21 protein-coding genes are annotated in these 21,145 nt (G+C 71.2%); 9 read left to right on the forward strand and 12 right to left on the reverse strand.

Annotation, left to right across the window (positions count from 1 at the left end; all coding sequences use genetic code 11):
- Positions 1–274: 274 nt before the first annotated feature.
- A complete protein-coding gene (locus tag ABKA17_RS26055; RefSeq protein ID WP_353694647.1) occupies positions 275–712 on the reverse strand; it encodes a MarR family winged helix-turn-helix transcriptional regulator in 438 nt (145 codons plus the stop codon).
- A gap of 89 nt (positions 713–801) precedes the next feature.
- On the opposite strand from ABKA17_RS26055, the gene ABKA17_RS26060 reads away from it, so the two are divergent.
- Positions 802–1,800 carry an NADP-dependent oxidoreductase gene (locus ABKA17_RS26060; protein ID WP_353694648.1) on the forward strand — a complete coding sequence of 333 codons (999 nt, stop codon included), beginning with the start codon at positions 802–804 and terminating at the stop codon, positions 1,798–1,800.
- 106 nt (positions 1,801–1,906) lie between these two features.
- Complete coding sequence (locus tag ABKA17_RS26065; RefSeq protein WP_353694649.1) at positions 1,907–2,326, forward strand: organic hydroperoxide resistance protein; 420 nt, start codon at positions 1,907–1,909, stop codon at positions 2,324–2,326.
- Between the two features lie 62 nt (positions 2,327–2,388).
- Here ABKA17_RS26065 and ABKA17_RS26070 read toward each other — a convergent pair whose 3' ends face one another.
- Positions 2,389–3,546, reverse strand: coding sequence for a serine hydrolase domain-containing protein (locus tag ABKA17_RS26070; RefSeq protein WP_353694650.1), 1,158 nt, complete (start codon positions 3,544–3,546; stop codon positions 2,389–2,391).
- 19 nt (positions 3,547–3,565) lie between these two features.
- Positions 3,566–6,127, reverse strand: a complete 2,562-nt coding sequence (locus ABKA17_RS26075; RefSeq protein WP_353694651.1) for a M14 family zinc carboxypeptidase — start codon at positions 6,125–6,127, stop codon at positions 3,566–3,568.
- Positions 6,128–6,317: 190 nt separating this feature from the next.
- Here ABKA17_RS26075 and ABKA17_RS26080 point away from each other — a divergent pair, with 190 nt between their 5' ends.
- The 3 genes from ABKA17_RS26080 to ABKA17_RS26090 all read left to right on the forward strand — a co-directional run bounded on the left by ABKA17_RS26080 (position 6,318) and on the right by ABKA17_RS26090 (position 8,666).
- Complete coding sequence (locus ABKA17_RS26080) at positions 6,318–7,181, forward strand: hypothetical protein (RefSeq protein ID WP_353694652.1); 864 nt, start codon at positions 6,318–6,320, stop codon at positions 7,179–7,181.
- A 79-nt stretch (positions 7,182–7,260) separates the two neighbouring features.
- Complete coding sequence (locus tag ABKA17_RS26085; RefSeq protein ID WP_353694653.1) at positions 7,261–8,055, forward strand: EI24 domain-containing protein; 795 nt, start codon at positions 7,261–7,263, stop codon at positions 8,053–8,055.
- Positions 8,052–8,666: a LysE family translocator gene (locus ABKA17_RS26090; protein WP_353694654.1), complete on the forward strand. Its 615-nt coding sequence runs from the start codon at positions 8,052–8,054 to the stop codon at positions 8,664–8,666. Before ABKA17_RS26085 ends, ABKA17_RS26090 begins: the two co-directional genes overlap by 4 nt.
- Here ABKA17_RS26090 and ABKA17_RS26095 read toward each other — a convergent pair.
- From ABKA17_RS26095 to ABKA17_RS26105, 3 genes are all read right to left on the reverse strand, one after another.
- A complete protein-coding gene (locus ABKA17_RS26095) occupies positions 8,638–9,888 on the reverse strand; it encodes a pyroglutamyl-peptidase I (RefSeq protein WP_353694655.1) in 1,251 nt (416 codons plus the stop codon). The genes ABKA17_RS26090 and ABKA17_RS26095 overlap by 29 nt on opposite strands.
- An 80-nt stretch (positions 9,889–9,968) precedes the next feature.
- Positions 9,969–10,235, reverse strand: coding sequence for a hypothetical protein (locus ABKA17_RS26100; protein WP_353694656.1), 267 nt, complete (start codon positions 10,233–10,235; stop codon positions 9,969–9,971).
- A gap of 48 nt (positions 10,236–10,283) precedes the next feature.
- Positions 10,284–11,228, reverse strand: coding sequence for a LysR family transcriptional regulator (locus ABKA17_RS26105; protein WP_353694657.1), 945 nt, complete (start codon positions 11,226–11,228; stop codon positions 10,284–10,286).
- 49 nt (positions 11,229–11,277) lie between these two features.
- On the opposite strand from ABKA17_RS26105, the gene ABKA17_RS26110 reads away from it, so the two are divergent.
- Positions 11,278–12,075: an NAD(P)-dependent oxidoreductase gene (locus tag ABKA17_RS26110; protein ID WP_353694658.1), complete on the forward strand. Its 798-nt coding sequence runs from the start codon at positions 11,278–11,280 to the stop codon at positions 12,073–12,075.
- 21 nt (positions 12,076–12,096) lie between these two features.
- Positions 12,097–12,507, forward strand: coding sequence for a RidA family protein (locus tag ABKA17_RS26115; protein ID WP_353694659.1), 411 nt, complete (start codon positions 12,097–12,099; stop codon positions 12,505–12,507).
- Here the strand turns inward: ABKA17_RS26115 and ABKA17_RS26120 are convergent.
- A complete protein-coding gene (locus ABKA17_RS26120) occupies positions 12,470–13,060 on the reverse strand; it encodes a TetR/AcrR family transcriptional regulator (RefSeq protein WP_353694660.1) in 591 nt (196 codons plus the stop codon). The genes ABKA17_RS26115 and ABKA17_RS26120 overlap by 38 nt on opposite strands.
- Before the next feature lie 101 nt (positions 13,061–13,161).
- Between ABKA17_RS26120 and ABKA17_RS26125 the strand changes: the two genes are divergently transcribed.
- A complete protein-coding gene (locus ABKA17_RS26125; RefSeq protein WP_353694661.1) occupies positions 13,162–15,603 on the forward strand; it encodes a glycoside hydrolase family 3 protein in 2,442 nt (813 codons plus the stop codon).
- Positions 15,604–15,691: 88 nt separating this feature from the next.
- Here ABKA17_RS26125 and ABKA17_RS26130 read toward each other — a convergent pair whose 3' ends face one another.
- Both ABKA17_RS26130 and ABKA17_RS26135 read right to left on the reverse strand, forming a co-directional pair.
- Entirely contained in the window at positions 15,692–16,663 is a 972-nt protein-coding gene (locus ABKA17_RS26130; protein ID WP_353694662.1) for an aldose epimerase family protein, read from the reverse strand.
- A 15-nt stretch (positions 16,664–16,678) separates the two neighbouring features.
- Complete coding sequence (locus ABKA17_RS26135) at positions 16,679–17,581, reverse strand: SGNH/GDSL hydrolase family protein (RefSeq protein WP_353694663.1); 903 nt, start codon at positions 17,579–17,581, stop codon at positions 16,679–16,681.
- Between the two features lie 269 nt (positions 17,582–17,850).
- On the opposite strand from ABKA17_RS26135, the gene ABKA17_RS26140 reads away from it, so the two are divergent.
- Positions 17,851–18,345: a DUF3145 domain-containing protein gene (locus ABKA17_RS26140; protein WP_353694664.1), complete on the forward strand. Its 495-nt coding sequence runs from the start codon at positions 17,851–17,853 to the stop codon at positions 18,343–18,345.
- A gap of 127 nt (positions 18,346–18,472) precedes the next feature.
- On the opposite strand, the gene fabF is transcribed toward ABKA17_RS26140, so the two are convergent.
- The 3 genes from fabF to ABKA17_RS26155 all read right to left on the reverse strand — a co-directional run bounded on the left by fabF (position 18,473) and on the right by ABKA17_RS26155 (position 21,139).
- Complete coding sequence (gene fabF, locus ABKA17_RS26145) at positions 18,473–19,744, reverse strand: beta-ketoacyl-ACP synthase II (RefSeq protein WP_353694665.1); 1,272 nt, start codon at positions 19,742–19,744, stop codon at positions 18,473–18,475.
- A gap of 71 nt (positions 19,745–19,815) precedes the next feature.
- Positions 19,816–20,064, reverse strand: a complete 249-nt coding sequence (locus ABKA17_RS26150; RefSeq protein WP_015660680.1) for an acyl carrier protein — start codon at positions 20,062–20,064, stop codon at positions 19,816–19,818.
- Between the two features lie 76 nt (positions 20,065–20,140).
- Entirely contained in the window at positions 20,141–21,139 is a 999-nt protein-coding gene (locus ABKA17_RS26155) for a ketoacyl-ACP synthase III (RefSeq protein WP_353694666.1), read from the reverse strand.
- Positions 21,140–21,145 lie beyond the last annotated feature (6 nt).

A 21,145-nucleotide genomic window follows, 5' to 3' on the forward strand; every position in this document is an offset into this window, starting at 1 on the left:
GCCGTCCCGATCCCCCACCCACCCGCAGGGGGCTGCGCCTTTCGACGCCGGTCCGGGTCGTGTTTTTCAGCCCGTTCGGCGTTTGAGGACGAGAGCACGCCGTCCCGATCCCCCACCCACCCGCGTTTTTCAGCCCGTCCGGCGTTTGAGGACAAGGCCCCTTAAGGGCCGTCGGGGGTCCAGGGGGCGGAGCCCCCTGGGTGCGGGGTCGAAAGGGCGGCAGCCCCTGGAGGATGGGACGGGTAGGGGCGGCGGGGGCGAGAAAAAGGTCTGGTCAGGCGTCCAGCATGCGCCGCAGGAAGTCCCGGAAGACCGTCCGCTCCGAGTCCGACAGCCCGGCCAACGGCTCCCGCGCGAACCGCAGAGACTCCCGCAGACTACGAGCCACAGCCCGCCCCTCCTCCGTCACCGCCGCCAGCTTCACCCGCCGGTCCGAGGGGTCAGGCCGCCGTTCCACCAGACCCCGGGACTCCAGCCGATCCACGATCCCGGTGACATTGGACGGCTCGCACCGCAGCTTGTGCGCCAGCTTCCGCATCGGCAGCGGCTCCAGGGACAGCAGACTCAGCAACCGCCCCTGCGCCCCGGTCAGCGCATGCTCCGCCGCCGCCTCCTCGAAGTCCGCGTAGAAACGCGCCACGACGTCACCGATCAGCTCGACGACCTCGAGGGTCAGCGCATCGGGGCGAGCGGTCTGCTGTGGTGTGGCCATGAGCCAAGGATACCCCCATTACTTGACAACATGAAATATTCAGGAGCATGGTTGTTTCAGGTACTGAAGTAAATCCGAAAGGCTCCGTCATGATCAACCGCGAGTGGCACCTCCTCTCCCGCCCCGTCGGCTGGCCCAAGCCCGAGGACTTCGCCCTGGTCGAGGCGGAGGTCCGGCAGCCGGGCGAGGGTGAGGTCCTCGTACGGAACAAGTACCTGTCGGTCGACCCGTACATGCGCGGCCGGATGAGCGCCGCCAAGTCCTACACGGCCCCCTTCGAGCTGGGCAAGGCCATGCAGGGCGGCGCAGTCGGCGAGGTCGTGGCGTCCGGTGCCGAGGGCATCGCGCCCGGCGACCACGTCCTGCACTTCGGCGGCTGGCGCGAGTACGCCACCTTCGACGCCAAGCAGGCCGTCAAGGTCGACCCCGACGCCGCGCCCCTGTCGACCTACCTCGGCGTCCTCGGCATGACCGGCCTCACCGCCTACGCCGGCCTCCTGCGTACCGCCGTCTTCAAGGAGGGCGACTCCGTCTTCGTGTCGGGTGCCGCCGGTGCCGTCGGCAGCCAGGTCGGGCAGATCGCCAAGCTCAAGGGTGCCTCCCGGGTCATCGGCTCGGCCGGTTCCGACGACAAGGTCAAGCTCCTCGTCGAGGAGTACGGCTTCGACGCGGCCTTCAACTACAAGAACGGCCCGGTGAGCGAGCAGCTGCGCGCCGCCGCCCCGGACGGGATCGACGTCTACTTCGACAACGTCGGCGGGGACCACCTGGAGGCTGCCATCGGTTCGCTGAACCAGGGTGGCCGGATCGCGATCTGCGGCATGATCTCGGTCTACAACAACACCGAGCCCGCCCCCGGCCCGCGCAACCTCGCCCGTCTCATCCAGACCCGCGGCCGCATGGAGGGTCTGCTCGTCGGCGACCACTACGACCTCCAGCCGCAGTTCGTGAGCGAGGTCGGCCCCTGGGTCGCCTCCGGTGCGCTGAAGTACCGCGAGACCGTCGTCGAGGGCATCGAGAACAACCTGGAGGCCTTCCTCGGCGTCCTGCGCGGCGACAACACCGGGAAGATGATCGTCAAGCTCTGACCTCCCCGGCGGGCCTTCACTGGATTTCCGGCATGCGGTAACTTCTTTCCGGAACCGTCGACGATCGTGGGCGCGAGTCGCGGCGGACCTAGGAGGAAGACACCGCATGTCCATCCAGCAGTCCGACGTCCTGTACACCGCCGTCGCCACCGCCGAGAACGGCCGCGACGGCCGCGTCGCCACCGAGGACGGCAGGCTCGACGTCGTCGTGAACCCGCCCAAGGAGATGGGCGGCAGCGGCGAGGGCACCAACCCGGAGCAGCTGTTCGCCGCCGGCTACAGCGCCTGCTTCCAGGGCGCGCTCGGCGTCGTGGCGCGCCAGGAGAAGGCCGACATCACCGGCTCCACGGTCACCGCGAAGGTGGGGATCGGCAAGAACGACGACGGGTTCGGGATCATCGTCGAGATCTCGGCCTCGATCCCGGCCGTGGACGCCGAGACCGCCAAGGGGCTGCTCGAGAAGGCCCACCAGGTCTGCCCGTACTCCAAGGCGACCCGCGGCAACATCAGCGTGACGCTGGTCTGACGCCGCTCGTTGCGTACGACGGAGGCCGCACCCCTGGACGTGGGGTGCGGCCTCCGTCCGTGTCACGCGCCCGAGTTCAGCGCCGCGCTGTGCACCGCCCACGTGAAGCGGTCGTTCTCCGGTGCCGCCCCGCCAGGGAAGGCGAGCCGGCGCCGGGTGTAGCCGTAGGCCAGGCCGCTGCGGGCGTCGGCGAAGGCCTGGGAGCCGCCCGCGCCGCTGTGGCCGAAGGTGCCGGCGCCCAGGAACGGGTGCCGGGTGTCGGCGATCGCCTGGAAGCCCAGGCCGAAGGAGCGGTGGTCGCGGACCACCAGGTCGTAGCCGCTGGAGTGGATCTGGCCGACCTCGGCGATCGTGTCCGGCTTGAGCAGCGGCGGGCGGTCGCCCATGTCGCTGATCGCCGCCGCGTACATCCCGGCCAGGCCGCGCGCGGCCGCCACCCCGCCCGCCGACGCCGGGCCCTTGGCGCGCACGGTACGGGAGTTGGCGTACTCCACCAGGTCGCCCGGGTCCGGCACGTGCTGGTTGAACGCGATCGAGGCCAGGGTGTGCGGGCCGGTGGGGGTGGCGTCGATCTGGGCCTGCTGGGTGGGGGTGGGCAGCATCGGCTGCGCGGAGCGGAACCGTGGTTCCAGGGCCGCCGGCAGACCCAGGTGGAAGTCCAGGCCGTACGGCGCCCGGACCCGCTCCTCCCACAGCTCCTGGAGGGTGCGGCCCGTGGCCCGGCGTACCACCTCGCCGGTGAGCGCCCCGATGACCAGGGCGTGGTAGCCGAACGCCGTGCCGGGCCGCCAGAACGGCCGCTGGTCGGCGAGGCGTTCGGCTATCACCCGGTCGTCGGCCAGCTCGTCCCGGCTGAACCCGGCGTCCAGGCCGACCAGCCCGGCCCGGTGTGTGATCAGGTCGCGCAGGGTCAGCGCGCCCTTGCCCTCGGCCGCGAACTCCGGCCAGTAGTAGGTCACCTTGCGGTCCAGTTCGAGCGTTCCGTCCTGGACGAGGAGAGCGACCACGAGATGCGCGGCACCCTTCGTCGACGAGAACACGGCGTGCAGGGAGTCGGCCTCGTTGCCGTCGCCCGTCCACAGGTCGACGACCCTGCGGCCGTGCACATACGCGCACAACTGGCCCTCGTAGTCGGGGCGTTCACCGGCCACGAACGCGGCGAACTCCTCGCGCACCGCCTCGAAACCGTCGGCGACGGTGCCGTGGATCTCCTGGGTCATCCGCTCTCCTTGACTGCTCTTACCGCCGGCCGGCGTCTGCCATGCGGAACAACGCCTTCGCGACCTGCGGGAGTTCCCCCTTCGGATGATCCCGGAAGAGGGGTTCGGTGCCGAAGAGGACCGACTGCGGACCGCTGACCACCGAGGGCTGTCCGGCCGCGGCGGAGGGTCCGCCACCGCCGTCCGCCAACGGCCGCCAGTGCCCGGAGACAAGGGGGTTCCCGGTCGCGTACGACTGCTCCACGCGGACCTCCGGGCCGAGGTCCGTGAACCAGACGGGTGCGTACACGAAACCGTGGTCGGGGGCATCGGCCGTCAGCTGCCCCGAGTTCACGACCCGCACCACGCCGTTGGCGTCCCCGTTGCCCTCGACCGGCTTCACCGTCGACAGGTGCGTGGCGGCGCCGAGTTCGGCTCCCGTGAGCCCGCGACCGACCACACCGTGGCCGTCCGCCAGGAAGGCGTCCAGGGCCGTCCGGGCGGCCGGGGTCAGGGCGGCGTGGTCCAGGCCCGCCGACACGAACAGGACGTCGACCGTCGACCAGTCGAAGCCCGCGTTGAGCACGGCCGTCGAGACCGGTGTGACCTCGAAGTTCATCTCACGCAGCGCGAAGAGCTCGCCGGGTGTCACCGCCGCGGCGACGCGGGTGCGGGGGAGCGCCCGGGTGCCGGTGAGGGTCGTGGCCTCGAAGACGACGTCGTACGTACGGGCCAGTTCGGCCGCCTTCGCACGCGCCGACGCCGGCACGATCGCACTGCCGCCGTCCGCGGTCTGGCGTACCGGAATGCCTTTTTGGACAAGGGAGTTGGCGGCCGCGATCGCCTGCGGGTCGTTCAGGCGCAGTCGCAAGGCGCCGCGCGGAGCCACGTGACCGACGGGCGTGGCCTCGCGCACCGCGCGCAGGGGGAGGCCGGTGAGGGTGCCCGTGGGTACCGCCGTCACCTCGGCGCCCCACAGCCGTCCCAGACTCCAGCCCGAGATGTCGTACATCACCGAGACCTTGTCGCTGATGTCCCGCCCGTCGGCGAGCAGCACATTGGCGAGACCGCGCTTGGGCTGGCGCAGGTCGACGACGTAGGAGCCCTTCGCGTACGTCTTTCCGCCGAGGCGGAAGGCGTGGCTCGCGCGGGTCACTCGGACGTCGTTGGCGAGGAGGTGGTCCACCAGACGGGCGGTGGCGGTCGCGCCTGTGGCGGAGGCGGGGAGTACGTAGGCGCGCGGGAAGGTGGTCGTGTAGACGTCCTCGGGGCCGATGCCGGGTACGCCGGGGACGGTCTCGGCGGAGACCGGCACCTGTGCCGCGCCCGTGGCTCCGCGCCGGAACACCTCGATCTGGTCCTTCACCAGAGAGGTCCGGTTGGCCCGTACGAAGTCGAGGGTCGCGCGGATCGCCGCGCCCGCGACGTCGACGTTGACGGCCGACCGGCGCCGCAGCTCCGCGACCGGCAGGTTGTTGTAGGCCGCGTTGTTGACCTGCAACGGGATCTCGACCGTGTGCGCGGCGACCGTGCCGTGGAAGGCCGCGTACTGCGGGGTGAAGATGGGCGGCCAGTCGTCCCAGCCCTCTTCCTGGTCCCGGAAGGGGATCTGGGCGGGCTCGACGCCGTCCTTCTCGGGGGTGTGTCCGAGGCCGTTGACCGCCGCCTCCATGCCGAGGGCGTTGGCGTAGGTGTTCTTCAGGAACAGGTCGTACTCGTAGTTCTCGCCGTGCGGAGGAGTGGTGGGCTCGATGAGCGTGCCGTTGACATAGCCGTGCAGGTCGAGCATGACGGCCGGCTGCTTGTCGATCTCGATCTGCCGCATGGCGCGGGTCTCGGGCTGGGAGGCGGTGACGAAGTCCCGGTTCATGTCGAAGCCGTTGGCGTTGGCGCGGGTGCCCGCGATCCGGCCGTCCGGGTTGGCGGTGACGTTGAAGTACAGGCGGGAGCGGCCGAGGAGGTCGCGGGTCCTGGCGTCCGTGGCGGTGGCGAGCTGCTCGATGAGCTTCAGGGAGGCGTCGGTGCCCTCCCACTCGTTGCCGTGGATGTTGTTGTTGAAGAAGACGGGTGCCTTGTAACCCGCCTTGATCTCCGGCGACTTGGCGGCCTGCGCGGGGGAGTTCTCGATGAGGTCGCGCATCCGTTCCTGGGCCCTGGCCTGGCGGGCCGTCTCGGGCGCGGTGACGGTGACGAGGTAGAGGCGATGGCCGCCGGCCGACCGTCCGGCGACCTCGACGCTGACCCGGTCGCCCAGGGCCTGCAGAGCGTTCAGCTTCGGGGCGATCGCGTGGTACGGGGTGAGGCCGAGCTTGATGGACTTGTCGGCCGGGTTCTCCGGGTCGGGGGAGAGGACCTGCTCACGGGGATAGCCGCGGACGGCTCCACCGAAAGCGGAACCGAGGGTGCCTTCGGCGGTGAGGGCCCTTTTCGCCGCGCTCGCGGGGGCCTGCGCGGCCCGCCGGTCAAGGGGGGACTCGTCCCGGGTGACGGGCTTGGGGTCGGCGCCGGCCGGCTGCGGGGTGAGCAGCAGTGAGCCTGCGGTGGTGAGGGCGAGGGCGGCGATCAGTACGGGTCTCGCAGGTGCGGTTCTCGTGGTGCGCACGCGTCGTACCTCCTCCGGGAGCTTCCTGAGATCGGTACGGCGACATGTACCTGTTCGACTCAACCGGAACAAGAGGGAGTTCGTGTCACGGATGCCCCGGATGGCGCATCCCACGAGGTGGAGAGGGGGCATGCTGAGGTCGGGACAGACGGCGACAACGGCTTGTCAGGCGACCCGGGGAGAGCTCCTCATGGCACCGATCCCTCCGCTTCCCAGCAGGGAAGACGTACTGCGCGTGGCGCGCAGCACCACCGACATCACCGGCCAACTCCTGGACACGGCCGGGAACCTCACGAAGATCGCGATCAACACCTTCGACCCGAGGGACGGTTCGGGTCAGGAGGTGCTGCGGGTGCTGCGGGAGACGACGGCCGAGCTGGCGGAGGCGAGCGCGTCACCGCAGGCGCAGGAGGCGTTCTACCGGATCGTGGACACGCTCACCCGTCTCGGCACGAGCGGCGCCCCACTGGCCGTCCACCCCGTCAGCGAACCGGCGCAGGCCTTGCTGAGGGTGCTCGGCGACAGCCTGCTGCCGGTGCTGGACGCGGTCGAGCCGGCCGTGGAGGAGTTCGCGACCGCCGTCGGGGAACTGGTCGAGGCGATGACACCGCTGCTGCCCGCCGGGGCGGGACTGGCGGCGGGCGTGCTGCTCGCCCTCACCCCGCTGCTCCGGGCCGCCGCGGACGTCCTGCGCGACTCCTCGCCCGAACTCCGGCGGATCGCGGACGCGTTGACGGCGGCGCTGGCCCCGCTGATGCCGCTCCAGGTGGCCCTCGCGGAACGCGCGGCGGCCGCCGGGGCCGGCGTGGTCCGGGCCTCCCTCCAGCCGCTCGCCGACCTCACCGAGGCGGCCGCGGCGACCACCAGGGCGGCGGGCCCCGTGCTCATCGCCGGGGAGGAACTGGTGGTGGCGGGCCTCGAACAACTCCAGCCCCTGCTGTTGGCCACCGCCTCCCGAGCGGGCCGCGTGGCGCGAGCGGCGGCGGTCCGGGTGTCGGCGGCGGTGAGCCCGGCCGCGGAACCGGGGGTCGTGGTGGCGGTTTCGGCAGGGTGAGCGATGGCGGGGCGAGCCCGAAAGGCAAGGTGAGGTGAGGTCGAAAGGGTGTGTCAGTGGTGACCGATAGAGTTCGGCCATGCGCGATCTCGGGGCGGGTTTCGGTTATCTCCTGAAGGGCCAGCGATGGGTGGCCCGGCACGGCAAGCAGTACGGGTTCGGACTGATCCCGGGGCTCATCACCCTGGTCCTCTACGCGGCGGCGCTGGTCTCGCTCGCGCTGTGGGGCGAGGACTTCGTCACCTGGGCCACGCCGTTCGCCGACGACTGGTCCAGCCCCTGGCTCGGACTGTTCCGCGGCTTCCTGACCGTCGTGCTGTGGGCCCTCGCCCTGCTCCTCGCCGTCCTCACCTTCACCGCCGTCACGCTCCTGGTCGGCCAGCCGTTCTACGAGAGCCTCTCCGAGAAGGTCGACCGGGACGTCTCCCCGGACGGCACCGCCCCCGAGTCGGGCCTCCCCCTCTGGCGCGAGCTGCTGATCTCGGCGCGGGACAGCCTGCGGATCCTGGCGCGCGCCCTGCTGTGGGGTGTGCTGCTCTTCGGGCTCGGGTTCATCCCGTTCCTCGGCCAGACCGTCGTCCCGGTGATCGGCTTCTTCGTCACCGGGTTCTTCCTCACCGAGGAGCTCGTCGCGGTCGCCATGCAGCGCAGAGGGGTCGAGCTGCGGGACCGGCTCGCCCTGCTCCGCTCCCGCAGGACCCTGGTCTGGGGCTTCGGCACCCCGCTGGGCGTGGCCTTCCTGGTGCCGTTCGTCGCGGTGTTCCTGATGCCGGGCGCGGTCGCGGGCGCCACCCTCATGGCCCGTGAGCTGCTCGGCGAAGAGACCCGCGAGGACGCGGAGGACTCCGAGGACGTGGAGGGAGTCACCGCATGACCGAGATCATCGCCGTTGCCGTCATCACCGTCCTGGCCGTCATAGCCCCCGGCGCCGACTTCGCCATGGTCGTCCGCAACAGCTATCTGCACGGCCGTCGCACCGGCCTGCTCGCCGCGACCGGCGTCGCCGCCGGCGTCCTCGTGCACGTCACGTACACGATGCTCGGCGTGGGCCTGCTGATCGCCTCGTCCACCTTCCTGTTCACGGTCATCAAGCTGGTCGGCGCCGCCTACCTCGTCTACATAGGCGTCCGCACCTTCCGCACCCGCGGCGAGGTCCGGGTCGACCTGGAGACCCAGTCGGACCTGACCCCGCTGAAGGCCCTGCGCTCCGGGTTCCTCACCAACGTCCTCAACCCCAAGACGACCCTGTTCGTCGTCTCCACCTTCGCCCAGGTCGTCAGCCCCGGCACCCCCGTCTACCAGCAGGTGGGCTACGGCCTGTTCATGTCGCTGGCCCACCTGCTGTGGTTCGGTGTCGTCGCCGTCTTCTTCTCCCACGACCGCATGCGCACCCTGATGCTCCGCGGCCAGAAGATCCTCAACAAGGTGATCGGATCCGTCCTGGCCGGGCTCGGCGTCAGCCTCGCGTTCGCTCCGTCGCACTGAGCGCGACGCCCACGATCGCCCGCACCTGCGCGATGATGTCGAGCCGGTTGCGCACGAACTCGGGATCGCTGACCTCGGTGGTGTTCCCGGCCCCGAACTGAAGGACCGGCGTGTGCACATGCCCGCCGGGAAGCGTGTCCCGCAGCCCCAGCCGGTCGCGCAGCAGCGTCGCGCGGTACGCGATCTCGTTGGACAGGTAGTTCCCGCCGCCCCCGGCCCGCGCGGTCGACCCCTCCGTCGGCCCGTCCGGCCGCACGACCGCCTCTGTGCCTCCCGCCGGGATCTCGGTCACGGCGGTGTTGTCGTAGACGGGGAAGCGGCCCGTGCTCGCGGCCACGATCTCCCGGTACGGCAGGGTCGTCGTCGTCCACTGCGGCTGCGAGGCCGGATCGGTGACGGGTACGGTCTCGGTCAGCCCGATGTTCTCGTTGTCCGGGAACCCGCCCCGCCAGGCCCCGTTGGTCCGCTCGACGTCGAACCGCCCGACCCGCCCCTGGCTCACCGTGGTGAAGAGATCGACCTTCTTCAGATACGGCCGCAGCGTCCGCTCGACCGTCCCGTCCGCGAAGTCCCGCCACCGCACCGGGAACACGGCCGTCTCCACCCGCGCCGGCCCGTCCGCCGTCTCGATCACCGTGCCGTCGAGCGCCAGCGCGGTAGCCCCCGACGGATTGGAGATCCGGATGTCCCGGTCGAGCGTGAACGGGTCGAACCCGGTGACGAGAATCCGCTTGATCCCCTTCCCGGCCGGATACCGGATGGCCGTCTGTCCCCGCGAGGTCCGCTCCAGCTCGTCGAGCAGCGCGGCCCGTCGCGTCTCGCTCAACCCGAACCCCGGCTCCCACGCCCGCACCTGCCTGGTCATTCCCAACCGCGCCCAGTACAACGGCCGATCGTCGTCCCGGCTCAGATCACCCCCGGCCGGCCCCCGCCCCTGCGCCCGCTCCACAGCCCGCCGCCACAGCGCGGATCCTTCGCGTCCGACGATCCGGCGGGCCTGCTCGTAGCTGTGCGCCGAGCCGAGCGCGCGGGCGAACTCCGGTGCCACGGAGTCGAATCCGGACCGCCGGAGGATCTCCTGCGGCACGGCCTGGTCGAGCCGCTGTTCCTCGACGGTGGCGGTGGGCGCGGCGGTGGCGGCCCCTGCCGGGTGCGGGGTGGCCGTGAGCCCGGCCAGCAGGGCGAATCCGAGGACGACTGTCCGAACGCGTAGAGCGGTCACGGGAGTTCAGCCTCCGTCTGGTGTGGGGGAGTGGGCTGAAGTATCGCGTGACGGAAGTGGTCTACGCCATGGTGCGGGACTCAGGAGGGGGTCATCAGCGCGAGCAGCGCGACCACGGGCACCATCTGGAAGAGGGCGGCTCCCCACAGCCGGGCGGCCAGCAGCGCGACACAGATGGCCGCCACCACCGCGCACGCCGTGCCCAGCTCCGCCATCGGCGGCGCGTACGGCTCCTCGTTCCAGTTCGCCGCCCACGAGGTCCACCCGGCCGCCCACCAACCGTAGGCGACGACAAGGAAGTTGACCGGCAGGAGAGCGCATGCCGCGATGGTGTTCTTTCCCCTCATGACGGCCATCCTCGCCGGGCAGGGCGGCGACCGCCTGAGTATCCGTACCTAGCCGGGGATCTGGCCGGGGATCCGCTCCGCCGCCTCCCGCAGCGCCCGCACGAACGCCTCCGCCGCCGGTGCCGCGGTCCGTCCCCGTGCCGTCGCCGCGTACACCGCGCGGGCCGGCGCGCCCTCGTCCAGTACCGGCAGCAGGGCGATGTCCGGCCGTACGGACTCGGCGGCCAGCGCCGGGACCAGCGTCACCCCGAGGCCGGCGGCGACGTACCCCTGCTTGGCGGTCCACTCGGCGACGACGTGCGCGACGCGCGGCCGGAAGCCCTGCCGCAGGGCCGCGTCCAGCAGCGTCCCCTCCGGGCGGGCGCTGCCGGAGATCCAGTCGGCGTCGGCGAGCCGGCCGAGCCGCACCGGGCCGCCGCCCGCCAGTTCGTGCGTGGTGGGGACGGCGACGTACAGGGACTCGTCGAGGAGGTGATGGAGGTCGTACGACTCCAGGGGCGCGCGGCCGGTCGTGGAGACCACCGCCAGGTCGAGGTGGCCGGCGGTCAGCCGGTCCAGGAGCGCCGGCGTGAACCCCTCCTCGCGGGCCAGCCGCACCCGAGGGTGCCGGGCGCGGAACGCGGCGAGGGCGTGCGGCACCAGCGCCGCGTCGGCCGTGGCGAACGCCCCGAACCGCAGCCGCCCGCCCGCCACTTCACGCAACGCCGCCAGCTCCCGCCCGGCCCCGTGCAGCGCCTCGGTCACGGTCTGCGCGTGCGGTACGAGGACCCGGCCCGCCTCGGTGAGCCGTACGCCCCGCGGCAGCCGGTCGAAGAGCGGGGCCCCGCCGAGGGCGGACTCCAGGGCGGAGATCTGCCGGGACACCGCGGACTGGGTCCAGCCGAGGGTCCGGGCGGCGAGCGTGAAGGAACCCTGGCGGGCGACCTCCAGGAACGCCCGCAACCAGACGGTGGAGACATCGGCCATGGGATGCGGATTCGGCATGGCGACCATGCTAGACATTCGCTTGTCGCATTCCGTGGGTGGATCTAGCGTCGACGTCATGGAGCACATCGCATTCCTCGGTCTGGGACACATGGGCACTCCGATGGCCCGTCAACTCCTCGCGGCAGGCCATCCGTTGACCGTCTGGAACCGCACCGCCGCGAAGGCGGACCCGCTGGTCGCCGAGGGCGCCCGCGCGGCCGCCGCACCGGCCGAGGCGGTCCGGGACGCCGACGTCGTCATCACCATGCTCGCCGGTCCGGACGCCCTCGACGCGGTCGCGGACGCCGCCACGCCGGCCCTGCGCCCCGGTGTCCACTGGATCGAGATGTCCACCGTCGGCCCGGACGCGGTGCACAAGCTGGCCGCACGGCTCCCCAAGGACGTCACCCTCGTCGACGCGCCTGTCATGGGCAGCACCGACAAGGCGGCCGCGGGCACGCTCGGCATCCTCGCGGGCGGTGACACGTCCGGCGTCGAGCACGTCCTGGCCCACCTCGGCCACGTCACCCGCACCGGCCCCGTCGGCTCCGGCGCCGCCCTCAAGCTGGTCCTCAACTCGGCCGTCATCAGCGGGATCGCCGTGGTCGCCGAAGCTCTGCGGCTCGCCGACGCCCTCGGCCTGGACGGCGACACCGCCCGCACCGCCCTGGCGAACGGCCCCCTCGCCGGAGTCGTCGCCCGTGCCTTCGCCGAGGGCGTGCACTTCGACGCGACCCTCGCGGTGAAGGACCTCGACCTGGCCGCGCGGACCACCCGACTGCCCGCCATCGAAGCCGCGTTGGCGCACTACCGCCGGGTCGCCGCACCCGGCGAGGACATCGCCGCGGCCGCCGCCCGCATCCGCACCAGCTGAACCCGGACGACAAGGAACCCCATGAAGGTCACCATCGACAACCCCGCCTCCGCACCCCAGCCCCTGAGCCCCTACTACTCCCAGGTCGCCCGCGTCGAACAGGCCGACGGCAGCGCCCTGTTGTTCGTCTCGGGCCAGATAGCCGAGGGCGCGACCCTCGCCGAGCAGAGCCGCGGTGTCTTCGAGACGATCGACGCCCTGCTGAAGGCCCACGGCGGCACGCTGGCCGACGTCATCAACATCCGCACGTACCTCACCGACATCGACGAACTGCACGAATACGGCGCCGTGCGACAGGAGTTCCTCACCGGCACCCCGCCCACCAGCATGACCTTCGAGGTGCCGAAGCTGTTCCGGCCTCAGGCGCGGATCGAGGTCGAGGTCGTCGCCGCGGTCAGTCCGGGTTCTCGGGGTTCTCGCCCAGCAGCCTGAGGAAGTCCCGGAACGCCCCCGGCATGTCCACCGACTCGGGGTCAAGGAGCCACTGGTACTGGAGCCCGTCCATCACCGCCACCAGCAGCGGCGCCGTGCGCTCGGGCGTCAGCCCGTTCGGCAGCCGCTCCCCGTACTCGGCCCGCAGCACCGCCGCCATGTTCCTGCGCACCTGGGCATAGCGCTCGGTGAAGTACGCGCGCGCCGGATGCCCCTCGGTCACGCTCTCGCCGAGCAGCGCCGAGAAGGTCTGGATGATGTTCGGCCGCATCGCGTTGTACTCGACGAGCGAGGCGAGCAGATCGACCCGCCACCGGGTGTCCGGCACCGCGTCCCACTGGTCGCGCTCCTCGAGCACGGCGACCAGCAGCGCCTCCTTGGTCGGGAAGTGGTGCAGCAGCCCCTGCTGGGTCAGCCCGACGCGCTCCGCGACCGCGGCGAGGCTCGCCGCGCGGTAGCCGCGCTCGGCGATGACCTCCAGGGCCGCCCGGACGATCTCCGCGCGCCGCTCCTCGCTCCTGACCCTGGCGTTCATGGGGTCACCGTACGGCATGACCGTAAGCTCAATATAACGGCAAGATAACGAAACCTACCGGTCTACAGGTAACGGGTGCACGATGGGGGAACTGCACGGACCCAACCCAGGAGGACCCCATGGCGGGCACTCGCTCCACCACCCCGGCGGACCAGGCGCGCGAGGTCGCCGTCGAGGCCGCTCTCGGCAAGCTCGACCTGGACGCGAAGGCCCGGCTGCTGTCCGGCCAGGACATGTGGACACTGCCCGCCCTGCCCGAGATCGGCCTGGACTCCCTCGTCATGTCCGACGGACCGATCGGCGTCCGAGGCGTGCGCTGGACCGCCGACGACCCCTCCGTCGCGCTGCCCTCCCCGACCGCACTCGGCGCCACCTGGGACCCCGAACTCGCCCGCCGCGCAGGCGTCCTGCTCGCCCAGGAGGCCCGCCGCAAGGGCGTCCACGTGCTGCTCGCCCCGACCGTCAACCTGCACCGCTCCCCGCTCGGCGGCCGCCACTTCGAGGCCTACAGCGAGGACCCGTACCTCACCGGGCTCATCGGCGCGGGCTATGTGAACGGCGTCCAGTCCGGCGGCGTCGGCACCACCGTCAAGCACTTCGTCGCCAACGACGCCGAGACCGACCGCTTCACCGTCAACAACGTCGTCTCCGCGCGCGCCCTGCGCGAGCTGTATCTGCGCCCCTTCGAGCTCATCGTCGAGAACGCCCACCCCTGGGGCATCATGACCGCCTACAACCAGGTCAACGGCGTGACGATGACCGAGCACCACCACCTCGTCAACGAGATCGCGCGCGGCGAATGGGGCTTCGACGGCTACAACGTCTCCGACTGGATGGCCGCCCGCTCCACGAAGGCCGCCATCGAGGGCGGCCTCGACGTCGCCATGCCGGGACCGCGGACCGTCTACGGCGAGGCCCTCGCCCAGGCCGTCCGCGCCGGCGAGGTCGAGGAGGCCAAGGTCGACGAGGCGGTGCGCAACGTCCTCCGGCTCGCCGCCCGCGTCGGCGCCCTGGAGAACGCCGAACCGGTCGTCACCGAACTGCCCGACCCCGTCGACGGCGAGGCCCTGGCCCGCGAGATCGCCCGCCGCGCCTTCGTCCTGGTGCGCAATCAAGGCGCCCTGCCCCTGAAGCCGGGCAGCGTCGCCCTGATCGGCGCCGCCGCTCGCGACGCCCGCGTCCTCGGCGGCGGCTCCGCCACCGTCTTCCCGCCCCGGATCGTCTCCCCGCTCGACGGCCTCACCGCGGCCCTGCCCGACCTGACCTACGCCGTCGGCGCCGACCCCAACACCGAACTCGCCGTCGCCGACAAGGGATTCACCCTGCGCGCCGTCTGCCGCGACGCCGACGGCAACGTCATCGGCACCGGCTCCGCGCCCAACGGCCAGATCCAGTGGATGGGCAACGACCTCCCCGAGGGCGTCACCCACGACACCCTCCACACCATCGAGCTGACGGGCACCTTCACCCCGCGCGACAGCGGCACCCACACCTTCGGCATCAAGGGCGTCGGCACCTTCACCCTCACCGTCGACGGCACCACGTACCACGACGGCCTCCAGTCGCCCGCCGACACCAGCGACCCCTTCGAGGCCTTCTTCGGCTCCCCGGTACCCCGAGGCGAGGTCGAACTGACCGCGGGAGAGCCGGTCGAGGTCTCCCTCACCTATGTCTTCCAGCTCCCCGAAGGCATCCCGTTCATGGTCATCGCCTTCGCCCTCGCCCACCAGGAGCCGCGGCGCGACGCCGACGAACTGATCGCCGAGGCCGTCGAGGCCGCCCGGAACGCCGACACCGCCGTCGTCGTGGTCGCCACCACCGACCGTGTCGAGTCCGAGGGCTACGACCGCAAGGACATGAACCTCCCCGGCCGCCAGGACGACCTGGTCCGGGCCGTAGCCGCCGCCAACCCCGACACCGTGGTCGTCGTCAACTCCGGCTCCCCGGTCGAACTGCCCTGGCGTGACGACGTCGCCGCGATCCTGCTCAGCTGGTTCCCCGGCCAGGAGGGCGGCGCCGCCCTCGCCGACGTCCTCACCGGCGCCCACGAGCCCGGCGGCCGCCTGCCCACCACCTGGGGCTCCCTGGACGCCGCCCCGGTCACCCGGGTGATCCCCGTCGACGGCGAACTCCCGTACACCGAGGACGTCTTCATCGGCTACCGAGCCTGGGCGAAGGAGGGCCGCACTCCCTCGTACCCCTTCGGCCACGGCCTCGGCTACACCGACTGGACCTACGAGTCCGTCGAGGTCGAGGGCGCCACGGTCCGCGTCCGCCTCCGCAACTCCGGCGAGCGCGCAGGACGCGAGGTCGTCCAGGTCTACCTCGCGCCGGCCGAGCCCGGCGGCCGCCCGGAGCGCCAACTGGCGGGCTTCGCCGGCGTCGAGGCCGCCCCCGGTGAGAGCGTCGAGGCGACCGTCGAGATCCCGCGCCGCGCCTTCGAACGCTGGACCGAGGAGGAGGGCGCGGAGGGCTCGTGGTCGTTTGTGAAGGGTTCGTACGAGATCCAGATCGGCCGCTCGATCACGGACCGTCGACTCACCGCCACGATTAACGTCTGATCCGGGACAGACCTCCCCACAGACCAGCCCCGGTCCGGGACCTGACACCCGGACCGGGGCTTGTACATGCTCAGCGGTGCGAGCGGTGCTAGCGCGTGGAGAAGGCGTAGACCGTCTCCGAGCGGAACACCTCGCCCGGCCGCAGCACCGTGCTCGGGAACTCCGGCCGGTTCGGGGAGTCGGGGAAGTGCTGCGTCTCCAGCGCGACGCCGTCGCAGGGCGCGAAGGGCTCGGCCAGGTGGTCGGCGGTGTACAGCTGGAGGCCGGGCTCGGTGGTCGAGACGGTCAGCACCCGCCCGGAGGAGGGATCGTGCAGCTCGGCGACCTCGACGGCGGTGTCCGTCACCCCCTTGTCGAGCACGAAGTTGTGGTCGTAACCCGACCCCACCTTCCGGCCCTCCCGGAAGTCGAAACGCCCACCGCTCACGTCCTGAAGGACCCCGGTCGGGATCAGGTCGGCGTCGACCGGGGTGAACCGGGAGGCCGCGATCCGCAGTTCATGACCGCCCGCGTTCCCGGAGCCGGCCAGGTTGAAGTAGCTGTGGTTGGTCAGCGCCACCACCGTCGGCGCGTCCGTCACCGCCTCGTACGCGATCCGCAGCGCGCCCTCGGCGTCCAGCGTGTACGTCGCCGAGACCTCCAGGGCGCCGGGGAAGCCCTCCTCGCCGTGCGGACTGACCCGGGAGAGCCGGACGCCGTGCTCCACCGGCGCCACGTCCCACACCCGCTTGTCGAAGCCGCGCTCGCCGCCGTGCAGGGAGTTCGGCGCGTTGTTGGGCGCCAGCGCGTACGTCACCCCGTCCAGCGGGAAGCGGCCGCCGGCGATCCGGTTCGCGTACCGGCCGATCAGCGCGCCGAAGTAGGGCCCGGTGTGGGTGAGATAGCCGTCCAGGTCGGCGAACCCCAGCACCACGTTCCCGGCGTGCCCGTCCCGGTCGGGAACCTCGACGGACTGCACGATCCCGCCGTACGACAGCACACCGATCCGCACGCCGGCCCGCTCCAGGGTCCAGCGGTGGACCGGGGTGCCGTCGGAAAGTGTGCCGAAGAGTTCGTTCATGTTGAAAACTCTAGGTCACGTCCCTGTGGCCGTGACCTTCCGGTAGGCGATCTCCGCGAGCCTGGCCTGCCCGTTCACACTCGGATGGAACCAGTCCCAGTGGCTCAGCTGGTCCGTGCCGAACCGGAACTCGTACACCGCGCCCCCGTCGAACCGGCACCGCTCGTCCTTGGCACAGACCTCCTCCAGCACCTCGTTGTACGCCTCCACCCGCTTCTGCACGGTGTCGCGCCGCTCCGTCGCCGCCGCGTCCAGGGCGTCCGCGTCACCCAGCATCGACGGGCATATCCCGAGCTTCCACACCTGCTTGCCCATCGGGTTGGTGCGCCCCTCGGACCACAGCCGCTTCAGGTTCGGCACGCTCGCCACGTACACCTGCGCCTTCGGCGCCGCGTCCCGCAGGGTGCGCAGCGCGTCCTCGAACTGCGTCCGGAAGTCGGCCACCGAGGTCATCGCCGCGGTGGAGTCCCGGCAGGCGTCGTTGGCCCCCGCCATGACGGTCACCAGCCCGGGCCGCTTCGCCGCGGCCTGTGCCATCTGCCCGGCGAGATCGGCCATCCGCGCCCCGCTGACCGCGTAGTTCCAGCTGCTGGAGGCCGCCTTCGCCGTCCCCAGCAGCCGTACGGCGAGACTGTCCACCTCCGCGCTGCTGCCGGTCGCCCAGGAGGCCTCCGGGCAGTCCTGGAGGACGGAACAGGCGTCGAAGGCGCGGGTGATGGAGTCGCCCACGGCGGCGAGGGAGGCCGGACTGGAGTCCCAGACCGGTGCGGTCGGGCTCGGCTTCGTTCTCTGCGCCGCGGTGCCGGAGTCGGACGGCCCCGACTCGTTGCCACCGACGGCGTCACAGCCGGCGGCGCCCAGCACGGTCGCCGTCACGACGGCGAGAACGGCGCGCGAACGCTGCCTTCGCTTCCGCATCCCCTGGTGATCCCCTCGGTCGACATGCCATCCCCTGCGAACTTCGTCCCCCTCCATGACAACGCACGGGAGTTCCCGAACCTCCGGCATGCAACGGCTCACACCCGTACTAGCGTCCTGCCGGGTGAATGGCGGGCGTTTCGGGGCACCGGGACCGACGGTACGTCACACTCCTTGCGCCGCCGCACGGTAGCCTCGCCATCAACGTGGCTGCCGCCACCACCGTTCCGCCCATTCGCACAATGGTCCCGCTCTGCCCGGAGGTCCCGGTGACGACACGTGGAGTTCTGTACGTGCACTCGGCGCCGCGCGCGCTGTGCCCGCACGTCGAGTGGGCCGTCGCCGGGGTGCTCGGCACGCGCGTCAACCTCGACTGGATCCGGCAGCCCGCGGCCCCCGGCACCTGGCGCTCGGAGTTCTCCTGGAAGGGCGAGGTGGGCACGGCGTCCAAGCTGGCCTCCGCGCTGCGCGGCTGGCACCTGCTCCGCTTCGAGGTGACGGCCGAGCCCTGCCCCACCGCCGAGGGCGAGCGCTACAGCTGCACCCCCGACCTCGGCATCTTCCACGCGGTGACAGGCATCCACGGCGACATCCTGATCCCCGAGGACCGCCTCAGAGCGGCACTGGTGCGGTCGCAGGACGGCGAGACCAACCTGGAGTCGGAGATCGCCAAACTCCTGGGCAAGCCGTGGGACGACGAGTTGGAGCCGTTCAGATACGCGGGCGAGGGCGCGCCGGTGCGCTGGCTTCACCAGGTCGTGTAAGAGGGCCTCAGGGGCAACGGCCTCAGGGGCGCGGGGAACTGCGCGACCAGCCACGACGCAGCCGCATGACGAAAACGGCCCGACCTCCCCACGGAGACCGGGCCACTTTTCAGCTGAACGGCGACTGTCAGACCGTACGGAACGCCAGCACCACGTTGTGCCCACCGAACCCGAACGAGTCGTTCAGCGCGGCGATCCGGCCCTCCACGGGCAGCTTGCGCGCCTCGCCGCGGACCACGTCGGCATTCGCCTCCGCCTCCGGGTCGAGGTTCTCCACGTTGATGGTCGGCGGAGCGATCCGGTTGTACAGCGCGAGGACCGTCGCGACGGACTCCACACCACCGGCGCCACCCAGCAGGTGACCGGTCATCGACTTCGTACCGGAGACGGCCATGTGGTCGGCATCGTCACCGAACACCTTGCGCAGCGCCTTCAGTTCCGCCACGTCACCGGCCGGCGTCGACGTCGCGTGCGCGTTGACGTGCACGATCTCCGCCGGGTTCAGGTCGGTGCTGTCGAGCAGGTTCTGCAGGGCCGCGGCGATGCCCCGGCCACCCGGCTCCGGCTGCACGATGTCGTGGCTGTCGGCGGAGACACCCTGGCCCACGGCCTCGGCGTAGACGCGCGCACCGCGCTTCGCCGCGTGCTCCGCGGACTCCAGGACGATCACGCCGGCACCCTCGCCGAGGACGAAGCCGTCGCGCGCGGTGTCGTAGGGACGCGAGGCGCCCTGCGGGTTCTCGTTGTTCTTGGACATCGCCATCATGTTGCCGAACGCGGCGATCGGCAGCGGGTGGATCGCCGCCTCCGTACCGCCCGCGATGACCACGTCGGCGCGGCCGGTGCGGATCATCTCGATGGCGTAGCCGATGGCCTCGGCGCCCGACGCGCAGGCGGAGACCGGGGTGTGCACACCGGCGCGCGCGCCGACGAGGAGACCCACGTTGGCGGACGGGCCGTTCGGCATGAGCATGGGGACGGTGTGCGGGGAGACGCGGCGGACGCCCTTCTCCTTCAGCACGTCGTACTGGTCGAGCAGCGTCGTCACACCACCGATGCCGGAGGCGATGACGGCGCCGAGGCGGTCGGGGTCGACGCTCTGGTCCTCACCGGCCTTGGCCTCGAAGCCCGCGTCCTTCCAGGCTTCCTGAGCCGCGACCAGCGCGAACTGCGCCGAGCGGTCCAGGCGGCGGGCCTGCGGCCGAGGGATGACCTCGGTCGGCTCCACGGCGACGGGCGCCGCGATGCGGACGGCCTGGTCGGCCGCCCACTCCTGCTCGAGGGGCTTCACACCGGACTTGCCGGCGATCAGACCCTCCCAGGTAGAGGCTGCGTCGCCACCCAGCGGTGTGGTTGCGCCGATACCGGTGACGACCACGGTGCGATTGGTCGGGCTCACGGGAAATCTTTCTCCAACGATTACGAGGATTCAGCGGCGCCACCGCCGGGTGGCGGCAGCCTGGCCCGAGATCAGGCCTGGTGCTTGAGGATGTAGTCGGTCGCGTCGCCGACGGTCTTGAGGTTCTTGACGTCCTCGTCCGGGATCTTGACGTCGAAGCGCTCTTCGGCGGCGACGACGACCTCGACCATGGACAGCGAGTCGACGTCCAGGTCGTCGGTGAAGGACTTGTCCAGCTGGACGTCCTCGACCGGGATGCCGGCGATCTCGTTGACGATGTCGGCGAGACCGGCGACGATCTCTTCCTGAGTGGCGGCCATGTGAGGCGCTCCTTCGTAGATATCCAGAGGGTGTGGCTGTTCACCGTGCCGGACCGGGTGATCCGGCACGGAGTGCCTAGGGGAGGGTAACGACAGTCGCGGCGTAGACGAGACCCGCCCCGAAGCCGATGACGAGCGCGGTGTCGCCGCTCTTCGCCTCGCCGGTCGCCAGGAGCCGCTCCATAGCGAGCGGGATCGAGGCGGCCGAGGTGTTGCCGGTGGTGCGAACGTCACGCGCGACCGTGACGGACTCCGGCAGCTTGAGTGTCTTCACCATCGAGTCGATGATCCGCTCGTTGGCCTGGTGGGGAATGAAGACGTCCAGGTCGGCCGCGGAGATGCCGGCGACATCCAGCGCCTCCTTGGCGACCTTCGCCATCTCGAAGACGGCCCAGCGGAACACCGCCTGGCCCTCCTGCGTGATGGCGGGGAACTTGTCCGTGGAACTGTCGTACTGGTCCCACGCCACGGTCTGCTTGATCGTCTCGGACTTGTCGCCCTCGGAACCCCACACGGTGGGGCCGATGTGCGGCTCCTCGGAGGGGCCGACCACGACCGCGCCCGCGCCGTCACCGAACAGGAAGGCCGTGGCACGGTCCTCCAGGTCGGTCAGGTCGGACAGCCGCTCGACACCGATGACGAGGACGTACTCCGCGGAGCCCTCGACGATCATGCCCTTGGCGAGGGTGAGGCCGTAGCCGAAGCCCGCGCAGCCGGCCGAGATATCGAAGGCGGCGGCCTTCGCGGTGCCCAGCTTGTCGGCGATCTCGGTCGCGACGGCCGGGGTCTGCTTGAAGTGCGAGACGGTCGAGACGATCACGCCGCCGATCTGCTCGGCGGAGATCCCGGCGTCGGCGATCGCCTTGCCGGACGCCTCGATCGACATCGCGGCGACGGTCTCCTCGTCGCTCGCCCAGTGCCGGGTCTCGATGCCGGAGCGCGAGCGGATCCACTCGTCGGACGAGTCGATCGTCTCGAGGATCACCTCGTTCGGCACGACCCTCGTCGGACGGTAGCCGCCGACACCGAGGATGCGCGCGTACGGGGCGCCCTTGCTGGGCTTGATCTTCGACATTGCTCT

The sequence above is a fragment of the Streptomyces sp. RG80 genome, assembly GCF_040446465.1.
In the GTDB taxonomy this organism is placed as follows: domain Bacteria; phylum Actinomycetota; class Actinomycetes; order Streptomycetales; family Streptomycetaceae; genus Streptomyces.

Excerpts from the sequence above, each read along its gene's own strand:
- ABKA17_RS26055 (WP_353694647.1), bottom strand. The coding sequence starts at position 712 with ATGGCCACACCACAGCAGACCGCTCGCCCCGATGCGCTGACCCTCGAG.
- ABKA17_RS26060 (WP_353694648.1), top strand. The coding sequence starts at position 802 with ATGATCAACCGCGAGTGGCACCTCCTCTCCCGCCCCGTCGGCTGGCCC.
- ABKA17_RS26065 (WP_353694649.1), top strand. The coding sequence starts at position 1,907 with ATGTCCATCCAGCAGTCCGACGTCCTGTACACCGCCGTCGCCACCGCC.
- ABKA17_RS26070 (WP_353694650.1), bottom strand. The coding sequence starts at position 3,546 with ATGACCCAGGAGATCCACGGCACCGTCGCCGACGGTTTCGAGGCGGTG.
- ABKA17_RS26080 (WP_353694652.1), top strand. The coding sequence starts at position 6,318 with ATGGCACCGATCCCTCCGCTTCCCAGCAGGGAAGACGTACTGCGCGTG.
- ABKA17_RS26085 (WP_353694653.1), top strand. The coding sequence starts at position 7,261 with ATGCGCGATCTCGGGGCGGGTTTCGGTTATCTCCTGAAGGGCCAGCGA.
- ABKA17_RS26090 (WP_353694654.1), top strand. The coding sequence starts at position 8,052 with ATGACCGAGATCATCGCCGTTGCCGTCATCACCGTCCTGGCCGTCATA.
- ABKA17_RS26100 (WP_353694656.1), bottom strand. The coding sequence starts at position 10,235 with ATGAGGGGAAAGAACACCATCGCGGCATGCGCTCTCCTGCCGGTCAAC.
- ABKA17_RS26105 (WP_353694657.1), bottom strand. The coding sequence starts at position 11,228 with ATGGTCGCCATGCCGAATCCGCATCCCATGGCCGATGTCTCCACCGTC.
- ABKA17_RS26110 (WP_353694658.1), top strand. The coding sequence starts at position 11,278 with ATGGAGCACATCGCATTCCTCGGTCTGGGACACATGGGCACTCCGATG.
- ABKA17_RS26115 (WP_353694659.1), top strand. The coding sequence starts at position 12,097 with ATGAAGGTCACCATCGACAACCCCGCCTCCGCACCCCAGCCCCTGAGC.
- ABKA17_RS26120 (WP_353694660.1), bottom strand. The coding sequence starts at position 13,060 with ATGCCGTACGGTGACCCCATGAACGCCAGGGTCAGGAGCGAGGAGCGG.
- ABKA17_RS26125 (WP_353694661.1), top strand. The coding sequence starts at position 13,162 with ATGGCGGGCACTCGCTCCACCACCCCGGCGGACCAGGCGCGCGAGGTC.
- ABKA17_RS26130 (WP_353694662.1), bottom strand. The coding sequence starts at position 16,663 with ATGAACGAACTCTTCGGCACACTTTCCGACGGCACCCCGGTCCACCGC.
- ABKA17_RS26135 (WP_353694663.1), bottom strand. The coding sequence starts at position 17,581 with ATGCGGAAGCGAAGGCAGCGTTCGCGCGCCGTTCTCGCCGTCGTGACG.
- ABKA17_RS26150 (WP_015660680.1), bottom strand. The coding sequence starts at position 20,064 with ATGGCCGCCACTCAGGAAGAGATCGTCGCCGGTCTCGCCGACATCGTC.
- ABKA17_RS26155 (WP_353694666.1), bottom strand. The coding sequence starts at position 21,139 with ATGTCGAAGATCAAGCCCAGCAAGGGCGCCCCGTACGCGCGCATCCTC.